A 19,573-nucleotide genomic window follows, 5' to 3' on the forward strand; every position below is an offset into this window, starting at 1 on the left:
AGCGACGACGGCAAGACCATGGAGCCGCTGGAAAACTACGGCGTGCAGGTCATGTCCATCGGCTTCCTGGTGGACCAGGACGAAGCCATGATCTGGCGCGGCCCCATGGCCACCCAGGCGCTGGAGCAGCTCTTGCGCCAGACCAACTGGAAGGACCTCGACTACCTCATCATCGACATGCCCCCCGGCACCGGCGACATCCAGCTCACCCTGAGCCAGCGCGTGCCCATGACCGGCGCGGTCATCGTCACCACGCCGCAGGACATCGCGCTGCTGGACGCCAAGAAAGGCATCAAGATGTTCGAGAAGGTGGGCGTGCCCATCCTGGGCATCGTCGAGAACATGGCGGTGCATGTGTGCAGCAACTGCGGCCAGGTCGAGCACATCTTCGGCGCCGACGGCGGCAAGAAGATGGCGGCCGAATACAACATGGACTACCTGGGCGCGCTGCCGCTGGACATGAGCATCCGCCTGCAGGCCGACAGCGGCAAGCCCACCGTGGTGGCCGACCCGGACGGCGACGTGGCCAAGATCTACAAGAAGGTGGCGCGCGACGTGGCGGTGAAGATTGCGCAGCAGGCGAAAGATTTTTCGAGCAAGTTCCCGACGATCTCGATCAGCAAGAACACCTAGTAGGTGCAAAACCTGATTTGCTATTAAAAATATAGCTATCAGCGCTTGATGGATAAGCGCTAGAGGCCAAAATAGCTAAAAAATCATGAGCGGACGAATTGTGCAAGGGGCGCTTGCCCAATTGCCCAGGGGGAGCGCCTGATGTGGCATTCCGCTCTGAGGCAGGGCGCGACCCCATGAACCTGCTCGCCTCCCTGCGCTACCTGGTGGCGCTGCACGAGCACCGGCACTTTGGCCGTGCCGCGCAGGCCTGCCACATCACGCAGCCTGCGCTGTCCAACGCTTTGCGGGCGCTGGAAAAGGAATTTGGCGTGGTGGTGGTGCGCCGGGGCCGCAGCTTTGAGGGCTTTACGCCCGAGGGCGAGCGCGTGCTGGCCACGGCCCAGCGCATGCTGCATGAACACCAGGTGCTGCAACAGGACCTCTTAAGCGACGCCGCTCACCCGCGCGGCACCCTGCGCCTCGCCGCCGTGCCCACGGCCATGCCCATCCTGGCGCGGTTTGCGGCGCAGTTGCAGGCACGGCACCCGGGCATCGTGCCGGTGGCGCTGTCGATGAGCTCGCAGGCGCTGGAGGCGGGGCTGGAGAACATTTCGCTGGACCTGGCCCTGGGCTACACCGAGCGCATGCCCTCGCGTGGCGGGCAGCTCAAGGCCTGGCCGCAGTATGTGGAGCATTACTTTGTGCTGCGCCGCGCCCCTGGGGCCACAACGCGCGGCCTGCGGATCGGTGCGCCCATGCAGTGGGCCGACGCCGCGCGCCTGCCGCTGTGCCTGCTCACCCCCGAGATGCACAACCGCAGCCTGGTCGATGGCGCCTTTCGCAGCGCAGGTGCCACGGTGTTGCCGGCCATGGAAACCGATTCGGTGCTGACCCTGGCGCTGAGCGTGGTGGCGGGCGAGCTGTGCAGCGTTTTACCGGGCGCGCTGGTGGATGCGGTGCGCGGGCATGACGGGATCCAGGCGCTGCCCCTCATCGGCCCCGTGCTGACCACCCCCATTGGTTTCATGTCGCACAGGCATGTGCAGCCCACGCGGGCACTGGATGCGGCGCTGGCGCTGGCACAAGACGCGGACTGGCTGCGACACGCCACGGCGCACAGCGGGTTGTTGGCTGCGGGTTGACGGCCAAAGACGTCGGCCGGGCGCTGACGCTCATTTACGCGGCGCAGACTTTTCCGTCGTTTCATTTGTTTTTGTGATCGCCCCATGTGCATCCGCAATTTGACGTGCTCTGCGGCCGTGCCTGACACTGCGGCGGCGCGCCGGGCTTATGCAGGCGCCTTCATACAAAACAACGCCCCCACGCACCCGCCCCATGCCCCTTACCGAAGCCCCCACCGTGGCCGCCGTGTCGGTCAACGACATGCGCGAGCGCATCCGCCGCAAAAGCCGCCTCAAGGGCCGCCAGCCCGAGGACGCAGCGATGGCCGATGTGGCGCAGTTGCTGGGCCCGCGCCCGGCCGAGGGCTTTCGGCGGGACCTGCTCATTGAATATCTGCACCGCCTGAACGACCACTTCGGCGTGCTGCGCGACCGGCATCTGGTGGCGCTGGCCAAACAGATGAATCTGCCCATGGCCGAGGTCTATGAGGTGGCGAGTTTCTATCACCACTTCGAGATAGTGCGCGGTGATGACGCCCTGGCCCCGCGCCTGGTGCTGCGCGTGTGCGACAGCCTGAGCTGCAGCCTGGCCGGTGCACACGAACTGCTGGCCATGCTGCCCGAGCGCCTGCGCGCGGCCGGGCAGGGCGATGTGCAGGTGGTGGCGGTGCCCTGCGTGGGCCGCTGCGAACAAGCGCCCGTGGCGGTGGTGCACCAGTGCCCAGTGCCACACGCCACGGTGGATACATTGCTGGAAACGGTCAGTTTGAAGCCAAATCGGTCTCTAGCGCTTCATCCACAAGCGCTAGCAGCTATCAATTTTGATATTTCCGGGCTGGCAGAGCAAAGCGTGCCCGCGCAGCCGGATGGGATCAGCCCCGCCCATACGGACCTGGCCACCTACCGTGCGCACGGTGGCTACCAGACCGCCGCCGCGTTGGTTAATGGCGAAATGGATGCCGAGGCGGTGCTCGCGGCCATGGAAAACTCGGGACTGCGCGGCCTGGGCGGCGCGGGCTTTCCGGCCGGGCGAAAGTGGCGCATCGTGCGCGACCAGCCCGCGCCGCGTCTGATGGCCGTCAACATTGACGAAGGCGAGCCCGGCACCTTCAAAGACCGTACGTACCTGGAGCGCGACCCGCACCGCTTTCTGGAAGGCGTGCTCATAGCTGCCCAGGTGGTGGGCACCGAGGCCGTCTATATCTACCTGCGCGACGAATACCACGGCTGCCGCGCGCTGCTGCAAGCGGCGCTCGACGACCTGCGCGCTGAGCCCCCATGCCCCCTGCCGCACATCGAGCTGCGGCGCGGCGCAGGCGCCTACATCTGCGGCGAAGAGTCGGCCATGATCGAGAGCATCGAAGGCAAACGCGGCGAGCCCCGCATGCGCCCGCCTTACATCGCGCAGGTGGGCCTGTTCGGCCGGCCCACGCTGGAGCACAACTTCGAGACGTTGTACTGGGTGCGTGACATCATCGAACGCGGCCCGCAGTGGTTTGCCAGCTTTGGCCGCAACGGCCGCAAGGGGCTGCGCAGTTTCAGCGTGAGCGGGCGCGTGAAGCACCCGGGCGTCAAGCTCGCTCCCGCAGGCATCACGGTGCAAGAACTCATCGACGAATACTGCGGCGGCATGCTGGATGGCCACCAGCTCTACGCCTACCTGCCTGGCGGCGCATCGGGCGGCATATTGCCCGCCAGCCTCAACAACATCCCGCTCGACTTCGACACCCTGCAGCCCTACGGCTGCTTCATCGGCTCCGCCGCCGTCATCGTGCTCAGCCAGCACGACCGGGCGCGCGATGCGGCGCTGAATGTGATGCGATTTTTTGAACACGAAAGCTGCGGCCAGTGCACGCCTTGCCGCGTGGGCACGGCCAAAGCGGCCACGCTGATGGAAGCGCCGCTGTGGGACGAAGAGCTGCTGGACGACCTAGCGCAGGTGATGGCCGACGCGTCCATCTGCGGCCTGGGCCAGGCGGCGCCCAACCCCATTCGCTGCATCCACAAATACTTTCCGCACGAGGTGGGGGAGGGGCCGTGGCCGGGCGATTTGCCCAAGCCGCGCAACAGCCCCCTGACCGAACAGTTGCCTACCGGGGTGAAGCCATGAGCGCCGTGTTGACTTCTACCGCTGTGCAGGCCGGCGTGGCGTTCGAGCTGGACGGCCAGCCCGTCACCGCGCTCCCCGGCGAAACCATCCTCAAAGCCGCGCAGCGTCACGGTGTGGACATCCCGCACCTTTGCTACACCGACGGCCTGCGCCCCGACGGCAACTGCCGCGCCTGCGTGGTCGAGATCGCGGGCGAGCGCACGTTGGCGCCCAGCTGCTGCCGCGCCCCGACAGAAGGCATGAAGGTGCAGGCGTCCAGCCCGCGTGCCCGCAAAAGCCAGCAGATGGTGGTGGAGATGCTGCTGTCCGACATGCCGGATGCGGGCTACAAGTGGAACGACCAAAAGGCCAATACTCCTGAATTGATAGCTGGTAGCGATTGTCCATCAAGCGCTAGCGGCCAATTTGATTCAAAAACTGCTGAAACGATAGGCCAGCACGGCGAGTTGAGCGAGTGGGCCGACCGCCTGGGCGTGGCCGTGCGCCCCGCGCTCCAGGCCCTGCGCCGCGAGCAGCCCGCGCCCGACCTGAGCCACCCGGCCATGGCCGTGAATCTGGATGCCTGCATCCAGTGCAATCGCTGCGTGCGCGCCTGCCGCGAAGAGCAGGTCAACGACGTGATCGGCTACGCGCTGCGCGGGGCCGACAGCAAGATCGTCTTCGACCTGGACGACCCCATGGCAGAGAGCACCTGCGTGGCCTGCGGCGAATGTGTACAGGCCTGCCCCACGGGCGCGCTCAGCCCCAAGACACACATCGGCTCGCAAAAGGTGGACCGCAAGGTCGATTCGGTCTGCCCGTTCTGCGGCGTGGGCTGCCTCATCACCTACAACGTGCGCGATGAAAAAATCATCAGCGTCGAAGGCCGCGACGGCCCGGCCAACCACGGCCGCCTGTGCGTGAAAGGGCGCTTCGGTTTCGACTACGCCCACCACCCCGACCGGCTGACGGTGCCTTTGATCCGCAAGCCCGGCGTGCCCAAGGAGGTGCGGCCCTACGGCGCCGACTGGCGCGACACCTTCCGCGAGGCGACCTGGGACGAGGCGCTCGACCTGGCGGCGGGCACACTCAAAAACCTGCGCGACACGCACGGCCCCAAGGCGCTGGCGGGCTTTGGCTCGGCCAAGGGCAGCAACGAAGAGGCCTACCTGTTCCAGAAGCTGGTGCGCACAGGCTTTGGCAGCAACAACGTGGACCATTGCACCCGGCTGTGCCACGCCTCCAGCGTCGCTGCGCTGCTTGAAGGTGTGGGGTCCGGCGCGGTGAGCAACCCGGTGCACGATGTGGAGCATGCCGAGTTGATCTTCGTGATCGGCTCCAACCCCACGGCCAACCACCCGGTGGCGGCCACGTGGATGAAGAACGCCGCGAAGCGTGGCGCCAAAATTGTGCTGGCCGACCCGCGCATCACCGACATTGGCCGCCATGCGTGGCGCACGCTGCAGTTCAAGGCCGACACCGACGTGGCCATGCTCAACGCGCTGATCCACACGGTGATCGACGAAGGCCTGGTTCATGAAACCTTCATCCGCGACCGCGCCAACAACTTCGAGGCGCTCAAGGCCAACGTGATGGGCTGCAGCCCCGAGGCCATGGCCCCCGTGTGTGGCATCCCAGCCGAGACGCTGCGCGAGGTGGCGCGTGCGTTTGCGCAGGCCAAGGCATCGATGATCCTCTGGGGAATGGGCGTGAGCCAGCACGTGCATGGCACCGACAACGCGCGCTGCCTGATCGCGCTGTGCGCCATCACCGGCCAGATCGGCAAGCCCGGCTCGGGCCTGCACCCGCTGCGCGGCCAGAACAACGTGCAGGGCGCGAGCGACGCGGGGCTGATCCCCATGATGTTCCCCAACTACCAGCGCGTGGACAACGCCGGGGCGCATGCGTGGTTCGAAGACTTCTGGGGCACCAAGCTCGATGAAGCGCCCGGCTACACGGTCGTCGAGATCATGCACAAGGCCCTGGCGCCCGACAGCGACCCGCACAAGGTGCGTGGCATGTACATCATGGGCGAGAACCCCGCCATGAGCGACCCCGACCTGAACCACGCGCGCCACGCGCTGGCCAGCCTGTCGCACTTGGTGGTGCAAGACATCTTCCTGACCGAAACTGCCTGGCTGGCCGATGTGGTGCTGCCCGCCAGCGCCTGGCCCGAGAAGACCGGCACCGCCAGCAATACCGACCGCATGGTGCAGATGGGCCGCCGCGCCTTGAACCCGCCGGGCGATGCGCAGCCGGACCTGTGGATCATTCAGCAACTGGCTCGACGGATGGGGCTGGATTGGAACTACGAGGGGGAAGAGTCGGGCGTAGCTGCCGTGTACGACGAAATGCGCCAGGCGATGCACGCCAGCATTGAAGGCATCACCTGGGACCGGCTGGAGCGCGATTCGAGCGTGACCTACCCGTGCCTCACAGAGGGCCACCCCGGCCAGCCCATCGTCTTCACCGAAAAATTCCCCACCCCCACGGGCCGCCTGCAACTGGTGCCCGCCAGCGTGATCCCGGCGGCGGAAAAGCCCGACTCAGAGTACCCGCTGGTGCTCATCACCGGCCGCCAACTGGAGCACTGGCACACCGGCAGCATGACGCGGCGCAGCACGGTGCTGGACGCCATCGAGCCCATGGCCACCGCGTCGCTGCATGGCGACGAACTGGACCGGCTGGGCGTGCAGCCCGGGGCGCTGGTGGGCATTCGCTCGCGGCGCGGCATGCTGCAGGTGCGCGTGCGCCGCGACGACGGCACGCCGCGAGGCACCGTGTTCATGCCCTTTGCGTATGTGGAGGCGGCCGCCAATCTGCTGACCAACGCGGCACTGGACCCGTTCGGCAAGATCCCGGAGTTCAAGTACTGCGCGGTGGCGGTGGAGGTGCTGGAGGGGGCTGCAAGCTGACCGTGCGCAGAGGGGCTTTACGGACAAAGCTGCTGGTGGCTTTGCGCCGGGGTAAAGTCTGCGCCCATGACTGAGCGCCCCTACACCGACGTTGCCGTGATCATGCGGTGCGAGCACATCGACAACCGCTGGCAGCCCTGGCGCTGGTCGCTGGCCGAAGTGGTGATCAACGAGCCCGCCTTTGGCACCGAGCCGCGCCAGCTCATTCAGGACGACCGTGAGCAGCGCTGGCTGTTCCCGGGGTTCAGGGCAGAGCTGTTCCGCGACGACGCCGAGGGCTACCACCTCAATCTCACTTCGCCCGCACCCTGCTGGTTTGTGATGTGGCGCCGCGATGAGGACCCCGGCACCGGCGAGATCCCGCTGGCCCGCCCCCTGGCTGTGAGCCTGAGCTACCACGATGCCGGACGCTGGCTGGATGCCCAGGAAACCGTGGAACAAGTGCCTGCAGCGCCCGAGGTGGTCGAGGCCCTGCGCGCTTTTGTGGCCGAGCACTACCAACCCGAACCCAAGCGCCGCAAGCGGCCTGACAGCTTCCGCTCGCTGCAGGACCGGTTTGGCAACCCCGCATCCGTTTCCACTGAAAAAACACGCGGTGGAGGGGGCGGCCATGGCTGACGGGTTTTTGGGCCGCTGGTCGCGCCGCAAGCAGGAGGTGCGCGAGGGCAAGCCGTTGGAGGAGCCGCCGCCACCCGCGCCGTCAGTGCCGTCAGCCGCTGCTTTGGCACCGCAGCCCGCGTCGGCTGTGCCTGCTGGTGCAGCCCCTGCCGAAGCGGAACGCGCTGCGCCTGCCAGCGAAGCCCCGCCGCCGCCCACGCTGGCCGATGCCCAGGCGCTTACGCCCGCGTCAGACTTCAAAGCCTTTGTGGCCCGCGATGTATCGCCCGAGGTGCGCAACCTGGCCATGAAGAAGCTCTTTGCTGACCCACACTTCAATGTGATGGATGGCCTGGATATCTACATCGGCGACTACACCCAGCCTGACCCGCTGCCCGAGGGCATGCTGCGCAAAATGGCCAGCGCCCACGCCATGGGCTTCTTTGACCATGAAAAGAAGGCCGAAACCGATGCGGCGCCCGATACACCTTTGGAGGGCGTGGTCGCTGAGGCTCCTGCAGGCACGGACGCAGCAGCAGCCCCAATAGCCCCTGCCGCCGCTCAGCCTCGGGATGATGCGGAGGAAGAAACCCCTTCAGACGTGGCACAGTCCGGGGTATGCAACGCTATTCCTAGCGACCCCTCCAGCGAGCTTGCGCTGGTTACCGGCACCCCAGGGGATGCGGTTGCCATGCCAGCCAGCCACACAGAACATGACCACGACGCTCATCTGCGACTGCAACCAGACGATGCCCCTCAACGCCAAGGCGTTGGGCGCGGCACTGCATGAAGACCTGACCCTCCACTCCACCCTGTGTCGGCGCGATGCGGGGGCTTATCAAAACGCCATCCGGTCGGGCGATCAGGTGGTGGTGGCCTGCACACAAGAGCAGCGCCTTTTTGCCGACCTGGGCCAACAGACCGAAGGTGCGGTGTCCCCCATCCGGTTCGTGAACATCCGCGAAACCGGTGGCTGGAGCCGCGACTCTGACAAAGCCAGCCCAAAGATCGCTGCCCTGCTGGCAGCTGCGCATTTGCCCGAGCCGCAGCCCGTGCCCACGGTCACCTACAAAAGCACCGGCCGCTTGCTCATCATTGGGCCGCTGGACCAGGCCGAGCAGGCTGCTGCGCTGGTGTCCGATGTGCTGGATGTGACGCTTTTCACCCAAGGCCCCGGCAATGCGGGCGGTGCGCAGGCCCGGCGTTTTCCGGTGTTGGGCGGGCGCATCACGGGTCTTGCCGGCTGGCTGGGCGCGTTTGAGCTGCAGTGGAAGGCCGACAACCCCATTGACCTGGACCTGTGCACACGCTGCAACGCCTGCGTGGCAGCATGCCCCGAGAACGCGATTGGGCTGGATTACCAGATCGACATGGCGGCCTGCAGTTCGCACCGCGACTGTGTGAAGGTGTGCCAGGTGGCCGGTGCCATTGACTTCACGCGCGATGCTGCTGCGCAGACCGACCGCTTTGACCTGGTGCTGGACCTGCGCTCACCCACCGCCACACCCACCTTCCTGCAGCATGCGCTGCCGCAGGGCTACCTGCGCTGGGACGGGCGTAGTGATGGGGTCAATATGGCCACGCTGCTGAAGCTGCGCGAGCTGGTGGGCGAGTTTGAGAAACCCAAGTTTTTTGTCTACAAGCAAAAGCTTTGCGCGCACAGCCGCAACGAAACCGTGGGCTGCAACGCCTGTGTGGACATCTGCTCGGCCGAGGCAGTCAGCAGCGACAAGAGCCGCCAACAAATCAAGGTGAACCCCAACCTGTGTGTGGGCTGCGGTGCCTGTACCACCGTGTGCCCCACGGGAGCACTCACCTATGCCTACCCCAGCGCATCCGAGCAGGGCACCAAGCTCAAGACGCTGTTGTCCACTTACACCGCTGCGGGCGGCAAGGATGCCGTGCTGCTGCTGCACAGCCAGGAACGCGGTCAGGCGCTGGTGGAGGAACTGGGCCGCGCCGCCCAGCTGAAACTGGCGCGTGGCGTGCCCGCCAATGTGATCCCGGTGGCGCTGTGGCACACGGCCAGTACCGGGGTGGACCTGTGGCTCAGCGCCATCGCCTATGGGGCTTCGCAGGTGGTATTGCTGACGACAAATGAAGAAGCGCCGCAGTACCTCGATGGCCTGCAGGCGCAGATGGATGTGGCTCAGAGTCTCTTGCGTGGCCTGGGCTATACGGGCACGCATGTGCAGCTGGTGCGGGCATCGAACCCGACGGACCTGGACGCTGCATTGCAGACCCTGGGCCAGACCCGCCAGAAGACCCCGGCCGTGGCCGCACGGTTTGCCGTGGCGCAGGAAAAGCGCAGCACGCTGGAGATGGCGCTCGACCACCTCATCGAGCAGGCCCCGATGCCTGTGGCTGAGCGGCCCGAGGCCATTGCCCTGCCCGCTGTGGGGTCGCCCCTGGGCACGATTGAGGTCAACAAGGACCGCTGCACCCTGTGCCTGAGCTGCGTGAGCGCCTGCCCCGCCAGCGCCCTGCAGGACAACCCGCAGATGCCGCAGCTGCGCTTCATCGAAAAGAATTGCGTGCAGTGTGGCCTGTGCTCCACCACCTGCCCGGAAGACGCCATCACCCTGCAACCGCGTTTGCTGCTGGCGCCGGAGCGTGCGCAACTGCGCGTGCTCAACGAGGCCAAGCCCTGGGCCTGTGTGCGTTGCAGCAAGCCGTTTGGCACGGTCAAAGCCATCGAGGCCATGCTGGGCAAGTTGTCTGGCCACGCCATGTTCCAGGGTGAGGCGCTGGAGCGTCTGAAGATGTGCAGTGACTGCCGCGTGATCGACCTGTATTCCTCCCAAAGCGAAACGAAAGTGACGGACCTGTGAGCGCCAACCCTTCCCTGATGTCTGCCGGACCGCCCACCAGCTCTGCCCTGGACGAGGAAACCGCGCGCGCCGAGCTCTATGGTCTGCTGTCGCAGCTTTACTACGCGGTGCCCAGCGCGGAGCTGTTGTCCGCATTGCGCGTGGCAGTGACGGAGGCCCCGGCCGATGGCGCGTTTTTGCAAGAGCCCTGGCAAGTGCTGGTCGGCACAAGCCGCGAACTGAGCGATGCCGCGATTGCGCTGGAGTTCGATCGTCTGTTTGGCGGTGTGGGCAAGCCCGAGGTGTACCTGTATGGGTCGCACTATCTGAGCGGCTTTTTGAACGAGAAGCCCCTTGCTCGCCTGCGCACCGATCTGGACGGCCTGGGCCTTGCGCGCGACGATGCCATGTCAGAGACCGAGGACCATGTGGCTTACCTGTGCGAGGTGATGCGCTACCTGATTGCCGGGGATGACGTTGCTGTCTGCAACCTGACATCCCAGCGCGACTTTTTTGCAACGCACCTGCAGCCTTGGGTTTTGCGGTTGTGCGATGCACTGGGCGCGCACCCGCAAGCACGCTTTTATGCCGCAGTGGCCCAGTTCACGCGGGCTTTCGTGTCGGTGGAGGCCCAGGGCTTCGACATGTTGGAGTGAGTCTGGTGTCCGCACAAACCCTGATGCGGACGCTATAAAAGATGAGTGAGTTAGTGGGTGGTGTAAAGCTCGATTGCAGGGTTTTACACACTGACATAGACTGTATGAAATCCGTTTCATAGCTGCCAGCCATTCTGGAGACACGCATGCAGAACCGCCAGCCAAATTCGTCCCGCCGGAGTTTTTTTTCCGGCGCCGCCACCGTAGGGGCTGCAGCAGCAGCCGTTGTGGCTCTCCCCCATGTAGCTCCGTCAGATGCCGTCGTGTCTGAACCCGCTCGCGTTGCGCCAGAAAAAGGCGGTGGCTACCACCTGTCTGCGCACGTGAAGCAGTACTACAAGACCACCCAACTCTGACCGCGGGGCGTGCCATGTTGTTAACCAAGAAGTCCTCCCACGAGGTGCAGAACGCATCGTCGTCTGCCTCTCCTTTTGTGCACAGCCTGCGTCGCGGCCTGTCGCAGGCGCTGCCCACCATGGACCGGCGCTCGTTCCTGCGCCGCTCCGGTCTGGGCGTCGGTGTCGGTATTGCGGCATCGCAGCTCACGCTGGTCAAAAAATCAAACGCTGCCGAAGGCGCCAAGGTCGCTATCGGCGACAGCAAGATCGAAGTGCGCCGCACGATTTGCACCCACTGTTCGGTGGGTTGTGCAGTGGATGCCATTGTCGAAAACGGCGTTTGGGTGCGGCAAGAGCCCGTGTTTGACTCGCCCATCAACCTGGGCGCCCACTGCGCCAAGGGCGCGGCATTGCGCGAACACGGCCACGGCGAATACCGCCTGCGCTACCCCATGAAGCTGGTCAACGGCAAGTACGAACGAATCAGCTGGGACACGGCGCTGAATGAAATCACCGCCAAGATGCAAGAGCTTCGCAAGGCCAGTGGCCCCGACAGCGTGTATTTTGTGGGCTCGTCCAAGCACAACAACGAGCAGGCCTACCTGCTGCGCAAGTTTGTAAGCTTCTGGGGCACCAACAACTGCGACCACCAGGCACGCATCTGCCACTCGACCACCGTGGCGGGTGTGGCCAACACATGGGGCTATGGCGCCATGACCAATTCGTACAACGACATGCAAAACAGCAAGGTCGCCCTGTACATTGGCTCGAACGCGGCAGAGGCACACCCCGTGAGCATGCTGCACATGCTGCACGCCAAGGAAACCGGCTGCAAGATGATTGTGGTGGACCCGCGCTTTACCCGCACGGCTGCCAAGGCTGACGAGTTCGTGCGCATTCGCTCCGGCACCGACATCCCCTTCCTGTTCGGCGTGCTGTATCACATCTTCAAGAACGGCTGGGAAGACAAGAAGTACATCAACGACCGTGTCTACGGCATGGAGAAGGTGCGCGACGAAGTGCTGGCCAAGTGGACCCCCGACAAGGTCGAAGAGGCCTGCGGTGTTCCAGAAGCGCAGGTGTTCAAGGTCGCCAAAATGTTGCACGACAACAACCCCGGCACCATCGTGTGGTGCATGGGGCAGACGCAGCACACCATCGGCAACGCCATTGTGCGTGCGTCGTGCATCCTGCAACTGGCGCTGGGCAATGTGGGCAAGACCGGTGGCGGCACCAACATCTTCCGCGGCCATGACAACGTGCAAGGCGCCACCGATGTGGGTCCCAACCCAGATTCGCTGCCCGGCTACTACGGCCTGGCCGAAGGCTCGTGGAAGCACTTTGCCGCCGTGTGGGGTGTCGATTTTGAGTGGATCAAAAAGCAGTACGCATCGCCCGCAATGATGACCAAGAGCGGCATCACCGTGTCGCGCTGGATCGATGGCGTGCTGGAAAACAATGAGCTGATCGACCAGGATTCCAACCTGCGCGGCGTGTTCTTCTGGGGACATGCGCCCAACTCGCAAACCCGTGGCCTCGAAATGAAGCGCGCCATGGACAAGCTGGATTTGCTGGTCGTGGTGGACCCTTACCCATCAGCCACGGCGGCCATGGCCGCCATGCCAGGCAAGGCCGAAGACCTGAACCCCAACCGTGCCGTGTACCTGCTGCCCGCGGCCACGCAGTTCGAGACCAGTGGTTCTTGCACGGCATCCAACCGCTCCATCCAGTGGCGTGAGAAGGTGATCGAGCCGCTGTGGGAGAGCCGCTCGGACCACATGATCATGCACCAGTTCGCTGAAAAGCTGGGCTTCGCGGCCGAGCTGTCCAAGAACTACAAGATGCAGAAGGTCAAGGGCATGGACGAGCCCGTGGTCGAAGACATCCTGCGCGAAATCAATAAGTCGGTCTGGACCATTGGCTACACCGGCCAGAGCCCTGAGCGCCTGAAGGCCCACATGCGGAACATGCACCTGTTCGATGTGAAGACCCTGAAGTCCAAGGGCGGCAAGGACAAGGAAACCGGCTACGACTTTGGCGGTGACTATTTCGGTCTGCCATGGCCCTGCTACGGCACGCCCGAGCTCAAGCACCCCGGTTCGCCCAACCTGTACGACACCTCCAAACACGTGATGGAAGGCGGCGGTAACTTCCGCGCCAATTTCGGTGTGGAAAAGGACGGTCAGAACCTGCTGGCAGAAGACGGCTCGCACTCCGTGGGTAGCGAGATCACCACGGGCTACCCTGAGTTCGACCACGTGCTGCTCAAGAAACTGGGTTGGTGGGACGACCTGAGCGACGCCGAGAAAGCCAAAGCCGAAGGCAAGAACTGGAAGACCGATCCCACGGGCGCGATCATCCGCGTGACGATGAAGCATGGTTGCCATCCGTTCGGTAACGCCAAGGCCCGCGCGGTGGTGTGGAACTTCCCTGATGCCATTCCGCAGCACCGCGAGCCGCTATATGGCACACGGCCTGATCTCATGGCCAAGTACCCCACGCACGATGACAAAAAGGCGTTCTGGCGTCTTCCCACGCTTTACAAGAGCGTGCAGGACAAAAACATTGCGGACAAGGTGCAGGAAAAGTTCCCGCTCATCCTGACTTCTGGCCGACTGGTCGAGTACGAAGGTGGTGGCGAGGAAACCCGCTCCAACCCCTGGCTGGCCGAGCTGCAGCAAGAGTCGTTTGTCGAAATCAACCCCAAGACGGCAGCCGACCGCGGCATCCGCAATGGCGAGCGTGTGTGGCTGAGTTCTCCTACCGGCGCACGCCTCAATGTGCAGGCTCTGGTCACCGAGCGTGTGGCACCAGACACAGTGTGGATGCCGTTTCACTTCTCGGGCCACTGGCAGGGCGTGGACATGCTGGCGCACTACCCCAAGGGCGCAGCACCCGTGGTGCGCGGCGAGGCTGTGAACACTGCAACCACCTATGGCTACGACAGCGTGACCATGATGCAAGAAACCAAAACCACGATCTGCAACGTGGAACGCGCGTAAGGAGACGGCAATGGCACGAATGAAATTTATCTGCGATGCAGAGCGCTGCATCGAATGCAACGGCTGCGTGACGGCTTGCAAGAACGAGCATGAAGTACCGTGGGGCGTAAACCGCCGCCGCGTGGTCACGCTCAACGACGGTGTACCCGGCGAGAAGTCCATCTCCGTGGCTTGCATGCACTGCAGTGATGCACCCTGCATGGCCGTTTGCCCCGTCAACTGCTTTTACCGCACCGAAGAGGGTGTGGTACTGCATGACAAAGACGTGTGCATTGGCTGCGGCTACTGCAGCTACGCCTGCCCATTTGGCGCGCCCCAGTTCCCATCTTCGGGCACGTTTGGTGTGCGCGGCAAGATGGACAAGTGCACGTTCTGTGCGGGTGGCCCTGAGGCGCATGGCAGCCAGTCCGAGTTTGAAAAATACGGGCGTAACCGCCTGGCCGAGGGCAAGCTGCCCGCCTGCGCAGAAATGTGCTCTACCAAGGCACTGCTGGCTGGTGATGGCGATGTGGTGGCGGACATCTTCCGCAACCGTGTCGTGCAGCGTGGCAAGGGCGCCGAAGTGTGGGGCTGGGGTACTGCCTACGGCTCGCAACAAGCGGGTCAGCCTGCAGGAGCCAAGTCATGATGAAGCGTCTTCACCTCATCCTCGCTACCGCTTTCGCATTGACCGCGCTGACGGCTTGCGGAGAGCATCCACAGACTGGCGCGGGCATCCGCAGCGATGCGGCGCCTTACGCCGGCACCGGCAGCAACTTCATGCAGTCCGGCTGGACGGCTGGTGACAAGACCAGCTGGGAAGCCCAGTTGAAGGCGCGCCAGCAGTACGGTCAGAACGAATACACCCGCACTCCATCATCCAAGTGAGGTCCACCATGAAACACATCGTGTGGTCCTTGGCCTTGGTGGCAGGCTTGGCATGGGTGCCTGCCCAAGCGCAGGCACCTGCGGTCCCGGATGCGGCAGCGCGAGCAGGCACTGCTGCCCCAGCGCCCGCTGCTGCGCCGGGGGGCATTCAAAGCCAGAACATTTTTGAGGTCAAGCCGGACGCCAGCGCCGACCCCAAGTACGCAGAGCAGACCAACGGCGAACGCGCCAAGGTGCAGCCCGGCAACAACGCGCCCATGTGGCGCCAAGTGGGCCAGGGGGTGACGGGCTACAGCAGTCTGCCCCAAAGCCAGGCGCCTGAAGCGGGCAACCTGATCCAGCCTTTTGTGCAGTACCCCGGCTCCCGCGTGACCAACGCGGGTGAGGCGTGGCGGCAGGTGCGCAACAACTGGATCATTCCGTACGGCGCGGCGTTGTTTGCCATCGTGTTGCTGGCATTGGCTATCTTCTATTTTGTGAAGGGCCCCATGGGCCAGGAACATTCTGACGGAGTGGGTCCACGCCGCATCGAACGCTTCACGCCATTTGAACGTGCGGCCCACTGGTCCAACGCCTTTGCGTTCATCACCCTGGCCATTTCGGGCATTGTGATGGCGTTCGGCAAGTTCTTCCTGCTGCCCATCATGGGCAGCACGCTGTTCGGCTGGCTCACTTATGCGCTCAAGAACGTGCACAACTTCGTGGGCCCGCTGTTTGCCGTGTCGCTGCTGGTGATCATCCTCACCTTCATCAAGGACAACATCGCCAACCGGGCGGACTTTGTGTGGTTGGCCAAGGGCGGCGGCATGTTTGGCCGTGGTGATCACCACCAAGTCCCCTCGCACCGCTTCAACGCGGGTGAAAAGGGCCTGTTCTGGTGGGGCATCACGATCCCGGGCGTCTTTGTGGTGGTGTCTGGCCTCGTGCTCGACAAGCTGATTCCCGGTTTTGGCGATGTGCGCAGCGACATGCAGATTGCCCACATGGTGCACGCCACGCTCGCGATCTGGATGATGGCGCTGATCTGCGGCCATATCTACATGGGCACCGTGGGTATGCGCGGCGCCTACAAGGCCATGCGCACTGGTTATGTCAGCGAGGGTTGGGCCAAAGAGCACCACGAACTCTGGTATGACGACATCCAGGCTGGCAAGATCCCCCAACAGCGCAGCGCTACGCCCCCTGCAGGCGAGGCCGTTGCAGGCAAGCCCGTTCAGGCATGAGGCTCCCCATGACGATGACATTCCTCGCACGTAAAACCTTGGTGGCTCTGTGCGCCACCTGTGTCTGCACTTTGGCGTCGGCCAAGTTGCCACCGCCAACCCCTGAGGCTGCGGCCAAAGCGGCCGAAGCAGCAGCCAAATCGGCATGGGCAGGCAAGGTCGACAACTTCAAGCTCTGCCTGTCGCAAGACAAGGTTGCCGCGCACTATCGCAAGACCACGCCGTCGGCCAAACCCGCCACTGCAGCGGGCACGGGTTGCACCGATCCAGGGCCATTCGCATACACGCCCCCTGTTGCCAAGCCGATCGAAGCCGCAGGCGCTCATTCGCCACCGGGTACGGCCAGCAGCCCACCTAACACCCAGGTTCCCCAGGCACCTGCGGCGGCGGGGGCGGCATCAGCCCCCAAGTCCTGATTGCAGCATCCGTAGTAACCGCTGGATCAGCGCTCTCTTTACGCAGGCCGCACCACAGACCGTGGTGCGGCTTTTTCGTTGGCGATGGGCAACGTGGCGCCAGCAGATTGTTTACATTGTTTGTAACCGCCATCTCGTAACCCTGTCCGTAGACACCCCAATGTCGTGCCACCAGTGGCTGGACAACGCAGTGCGTACATTTGACCCATGACTTCCCGAACTGCTCCCGCTTTCGCATCCCCCGGCTGGCCCCGCCTCACACAGGCGCAGGCGCCGCTCACGCATTCCGTCGATGTGGTCAACGAGCGCGGAGAACGCGAGCAGGTGCAGATCCCCGCCGAGCGGCCCCTCACCGTCTATGTGGACAAGCGTGAACTGGTCACGCTCATGACCCTGGGCGCACAGCCTGAACTGCTGGTGCTGGGCTACCTGCGCAACCAGCGTTTGGTGGAGTCGGTGTTTGACATTGAATCCATCACCGTCGATTGGGAGGTGCATGCTGCCGCCGTACGCACACGCCATGGCATTGCCCGGATTGAAGAGCGCACGGCCAGCAAGGTGGTGACCACGGGCTGCGGGCAGGGCAGTGTGTTTGGTGGGCTGATGGACGAGGTAGACCGCATCGCATTGCCCGATGCGCGCCTGACGCAGGCCCAGTTGTACGGCATCGTGAACGCCATACGGCTCAAGGAAACCACCTACAAGTCGGCGGGCTCTGTGCATGGCTGCGCGCTGTTCCGGGGCGAGGACCTGCTAATTTTTGTGGAAGACGTTGGGCGCCACAACGCCATCGACACCATTGCGGGCTGGATGTGGATGAATCCCGAGTCAGTTGAACCCGACCTGGCGGACTCCGAGGCTCCGCATTCCGGGTATTCGCAGGAGTCGCGGGCCGTCGGCGCCGAAGCGATTCCTCCTCACGGCGCCCACGTTCCCATGTCTGGCGGAGACAAGGTTTTCTACACAACCGGCCGGCTCACCAGCGAGATGGTCATTAAATCCGCGCAGATGGGTGTTCCCATTGTGGTGTCGCGCAGCGGCATGACTCAGATGGGCCACGCAGTGGCGCAGCAACTGGGGCTGTGTGCCATTGGGCGCGCCACCAACCGGCGGTTTGTCTGCTACAGCGGCGAGCATCGCTTGGTGCTGCAGCCGGAATTGGCGACACCGCCATCGGTGGCCCCGGCTGCGACGACCAATACTGCCGTGTAGTCTGCCAACGGACAGCCTTCGGCCTGCAGCGCGGTCACGCCACAATGGCATGATGCGCGCATGAAAGACCTGCACGCCGAGAAAAAGAGCGCCTGGGCCGACACGCTCCCCAGCCAATGGGGCCCTGAGTTCGCCAAGATAGAAATCCCCCTGGATGGGCATCCCGGGCTGCCGCAGCCTGCCCAGTCGCTGCACCAGGCGACAACGGCCGTCCCCACGCGTCTGCCGTTGGTCCGCTGGCTGGTCGAAGGTCTGCGGGCCACGTTTTTCTATCGACCCCGCACTGGAGCCAGCACACCGACGCCCTGGCAGCTGATCGTGCTGGTGATGGCGGGCACCGCGCTGCTGCTGGGCATGGCGCGGCTGGAGGTCGCAGGCCCCGCTCAGTTCAACCCGCGCGGGTGGCTCATGTCGCTGTGGAGCGGGCTGTTGATTCTGTGGCTTGGCTGGTGGGCCATGGCGCCTGCACAGGCGCGGCCTGCGGACGATGAGCGGGCACCGACGGGCGGACTTGCGGCATGGTATGCCCTGTCTTCGTGGGCACCGCTGCTGCCGACCTTGGCGATGTACGGGCTCTTGGCATCGGTGGCGCACAAGCCGTCACTGTGGGCCGGTGATGTGGCCAGCATGGTTCTCTGGGTTATCTATGGCGCGCTAACGGTCTGGATCATTGCCGCACTGGTAGTGGTCAGCGCGCGCTTCATCCGCTCGTCAGCCCGCACCACGGTGTGTGCCGCGGGGTTGATCGGTGTGATCGCCCTGGGCACCTGGCAGTTTCCGGATCGCCCGTGGGAGTTCGATGCCGAAGCGGCCCAGGCGCTGGCTGCAGCCTCGGGCGATTCTGGTGACCCGGCAGCCGAGCCGGTCCGGCTCACCCTCACGCAAACGGTGTTCGAGGCACAGCAGCCCTTGCTCCCGCAGCAACTTCAGGCCCTGGCGCCCGAACGCCCCGGCGTTGCCGATGTGTATGGCCTGGTGTTTGCGCCCTATGCAGGCGAAGAAGTGTTTCGCCGCGAAAGCACCATGGTCAGCACCTTGCTGCAAGAGCGTTTTGACGCGCAGGGCCGGGTGATCCACCTGCTCAACCATGCCGACACCGCCGCCACCCACGCCTGGGCGACACCTCAAAACCTGCAGCGTGCCATTGCAGGCCTGGCCCAGCGCATGGACCGCGACGCCGACGTGCTGGTCATCTACATGACCTCGCACGGCGCACGCAACCACGAGCTGGCCGCCGCACATTGGCCGCTGCAGGTGCCGCCCGCCACCCCCGAGATGCTGCGTGCCGCACTGGACGAGTCGGGCATCCGCAACCGGGTGATTGCCGTGTCGGCCTGCTATTCGGGCGGCTGGATCGAACCCCTGGCCACCGACAGCACCCTCATCATGACGGCGGCCGACGCCACACACACTTCGTACGGCTGCGGCACACGCTCCGAGCTCACCTTTTTTGGCCGCGCGGTATTCAACGAACAACTGCGCCAGACCCATTCGTTCAGCCAGGCCTTTGAAAAGGCTGTGCCCCTGATCGCCCAGCGCGAAGTCGAAGCGGGCAAGGCCGATGGTTTCTCTAACCCACAGATCCGCGTGGGCACGCAGATTGCGCCTGTTTTGCAGGCGTTGGAGGAACGTCTTGCAACCACCATGGCGGAAGGCGTGCCCGTGGCAGTCAGCGCCAGATAGGCGAGGAGCGTGTCGGACCTAGACATCGT

At 64.4% G+C, this 19,573-nt stretch carries 16 protein-coding genes; all 16 read left to right on the forward strand.

What is annotated here, in order from left to right; genetic code table 11:
• On the forward strand, positions 1–633 hold a 633-nt coding region (locus ACK4OE_RS10295), incomplete at its 5' end, for an Mrp/NBP35 family ATP-binding protein (protein WP_409884722.1).
• Between the two features lie 176 nt (positions 634–809).
• Positions 810–1,757, forward strand: coding sequence for a LysR substrate-binding domain-containing protein (locus ACK4OE_RS10300; protein WP_409884723.1), 948 nt, complete (start codon positions 810–812; stop codon positions 1,755–1,757).
• Positions 1,758–1,950: 193 nt separating this feature from the next.
• A complete protein-coding gene (locus tag ACK4OE_RS10305) occupies positions 1,951–3,846 on the forward strand; it encodes an NADH-ubiquinone oxidoreductase-F iron-sulfur binding region domain-containing protein (RefSeq protein WP_409884724.1) in 1,896 nt (631 codons plus the stop codon).
• Positions 3,843–6,740: a formate dehydrogenase subunit alpha gene (gene fdhF, locus ACK4OE_RS10310; protein WP_409884725.1), complete on the forward strand. Its 2,898-nt coding sequence runs from the start codon at positions 3,843–3,845 to the stop codon at positions 6,738–6,740. The genes ACK4OE_RS10305 and fdhF overlap by 4 nt, the downstream gene beginning before the upstream one ends.
• A gap of 66 nt (positions 6,741–6,806) precedes the next feature.
• Entirely contained in the window at positions 6,807–7,358 is a 552-nt protein-coding gene (locus ACK4OE_RS10315) for a DUF3305 domain-containing protein (protein WP_409884726.1), read from the forward strand.
• On the forward strand, positions 7,351–8,127 hold the full coding sequence (locus tag ACK4OE_RS10320; RefSeq protein ID WP_409884727.1) for a DUF3306 domain-containing protein: 777 nt from the start codon (positions 7,351–7,353) through the stop codon (positions 8,125–8,127). Before ACK4OE_RS10315 ends, ACK4OE_RS10320 begins: the two co-directional genes overlap by 8 nt.
• Positions 8,087–10,168 carry a 4Fe-4S binding protein gene (locus ACK4OE_RS10325; RefSeq protein WP_409884763.1) on the forward strand — a complete coding sequence of 694 codons (2,082 nt, stop codon included), beginning with the start codon at positions 8,087–8,089 and terminating at the stop codon, positions 10,166–10,168. The genes ACK4OE_RS10320 and ACK4OE_RS10325 overlap by 41 nt, the downstream gene beginning before the upstream one ends.
• 17 nt (positions 10,169–10,185) lie before the next feature.
• On the forward strand, positions 10,186–10,803 hold the full coding sequence (locus ACK4OE_RS10330) for a molecular chaperone (RefSeq protein WP_409884764.1): 618 nt from the start codon (positions 10,186–10,188) through the stop codon (positions 10,801–10,803).
• Between the two features lie 146 nt (positions 10,804–10,949).
• The gene (locus tag ACK4OE_RS10335) at positions 10,950–11,159 is read left to right on the forward strand and encodes a formate dehydrogenase (RefSeq protein ID WP_034692953.1); all 210 of its coding nucleotides are present in this window, start codon (positions 10,950–10,952) and stop codon (positions 11,157–11,159) included.
• Between the two features lie 14 nt (positions 11,160–11,173).
• Complete coding sequence (locus tag ACK4OE_RS10340) at positions 11,174–14,143, forward strand: formate dehydrogenase subunit alpha (protein ID WP_409884728.1); 2,970 nt, start codon at positions 11,174–11,176, stop codon at positions 14,141–14,143.
• A gap of 10 nt (positions 14,144–14,153) precedes the next feature.
• A complete protein-coding gene (gene fdh3B / locus ACK4OE_RS10345) occupies positions 14,154–14,771 on the forward strand; it encodes a formate dehydrogenase FDH3 subunit beta (RefSeq protein WP_409884729.1) in 618 nt (205 codons plus the stop codon).
• Complete coding sequence (locus ACK4OE_RS10350; protein ID WP_409884730.1) at positions 14,768–15,010, forward strand: hypothetical protein; 243 nt, start codon at positions 14,768–14,770, stop codon at positions 15,008–15,010. Before fdh3B ends, ACK4OE_RS10350 begins: the two co-directional genes overlap by 4 nt.
• Positions 15,011–15,018: 8 nt before the next feature.
• Positions 15,019–16,233 carry a formate dehydrogenase subunit gamma gene (locus ACK4OE_RS10355; RefSeq protein ID WP_409884731.1) on the forward strand — a complete coding sequence of 405 codons (1,215 nt, stop codon included), beginning with the start codon at positions 15,019–15,021 and terminating at the stop codon, positions 16,231–16,233.
• Between the two features lie 14 nt (positions 16,234–16,247).
• Positions 16,248–16,649 (forward strand): hypothetical protein, encoded by a 402-nt coding sequence (locus tag ACK4OE_RS10360; RefSeq protein ID WP_409884765.1) that lies wholly within the window; start codon positions 16,248–16,250, stop codon positions 16,647–16,649.
• Positions 16,650–16,856: 207 nt separating this feature from the next.
• Positions 16,857–17,861 (forward strand): formate dehydrogenase accessory sulfurtransferase FdhD, encoded by a 1,005-nt coding sequence (locus ACK4OE_RS10365; RefSeq protein ID WP_409884732.1) that lies wholly within the window; start codon positions 16,857–16,859, stop codon positions 17,859–17,861.
• A 60-nt stretch (positions 17,862–17,921) separates the two neighbouring features.
• A complete protein-coding gene (locus tag ACK4OE_RS10370; RefSeq protein ID WP_409884733.1) occupies positions 17,922–19,544 on the forward strand; it encodes a C13 family peptidase in 1,623 nt (540 codons plus the stop codon).
• The last annotated feature ends 29 nt before the right edge of the window (positions 19,545–19,573 follow it).

This window comes from Acidovorax sp. (genome assembly GCF_046314175.1).
Lineage (GTDB): Bacteria > Pseudomonadota > Gammaproteobacteria > Burkholderiales > Burkholderiaceae_C > Acidovorax.

Coding starts and splice junctions, on each gene's coding strand:
- ACK4OE_RS10300 (WP_409884723.1), top strand. CDS start 810: ATGAACCTGCTCGCCTCCCTGCGCTACCTGGTGGCGCTGCACGAGCAC.
- ACK4OE_RS10305 (WP_409884724.1), top strand. CDS start 1,951: ATGCCCCTTACCGAAGCCCCCACCGTGGCCGCCGTGTCGGTCAACGAC.
- fdhF (WP_409884725.1), top strand. CDS start 3,843: ATGAGCGCCGTGTTGACTTCTACCGCTGTGCAGGCCGGCGTGGCGTTC.
- ACK4OE_RS10315 (WP_409884726.1), top strand. CDS start 6,807: ATGACTGAGCGCCCCTACACCGACGTTGCCGTGATCATGCGGTGCGAG.
- ACK4OE_RS10320 (WP_409884727.1), top strand. CDS start 7,351: ATGGCTGACGGGTTTTTGGGCCGCTGGTCGCGCCGCAAGCAGGAGGTG.
- ACK4OE_RS10325 (WP_409884763.1), top strand. CDS start 8,087: ATGCCCCTCAACGCCAAGGCGTTGGGCGCGGCACTGCATGAAGACCTG.
- ACK4OE_RS10330 (WP_409884764.1), top strand. CDS start 10,186: ATGTCTGCCGGACCGCCCACCAGCTCTGCCCTGGACGAGGAAACCGCG.
- ACK4OE_RS10335 (WP_034692953.1), top strand. CDS start 10,950: ATGCAGAACCGCCAGCCAAATTCGTCCCGCCGGAGTTTTTTTTCCGGC.
- ACK4OE_RS10340 (WP_409884728.1), top strand. CDS start 11,174: ATGTTGTTAACCAAGAAGTCCTCCCACGAGGTGCAGAACGCATCGTCG.
- fdh3B (WP_409884729.1), top strand. CDS start 14,154: ATGGCACGAATGAAATTTATCTGCGATGCAGAGCGCTGCATCGAATGC.
- ACK4OE_RS10350 (WP_409884730.1), top strand. CDS start 14,768: ATGATGAAGCGTCTTCACCTCATCCTCGCTACCGCTTTCGCATTGACC.
- ACK4OE_RS10355 (WP_409884731.1), top strand. CDS start 15,019: ATGAAACACATCGTGTGGTCCTTGGCCTTGGTGGCAGGCTTGGCATGG.
- ACK4OE_RS10360 (WP_409884765.1), top strand. CDS start 16,248: ATGACATTCCTCGCACGTAAAACCTTGGTGGCTCTGTGCGCCACCTGT.
- ACK4OE_RS10365 (WP_409884732.1), top strand. CDS start 16,857: ATGACTTCCCGAACTGCTCCCGCTTTCGCATCCCCCGGCTGGCCCCGC.
- ACK4OE_RS10370 (WP_409884733.1), top strand. CDS start 17,922: ATGAAAGACCTGCACGCCGAGAAAAAGAGCGCCTGGGCCGACACGCTC.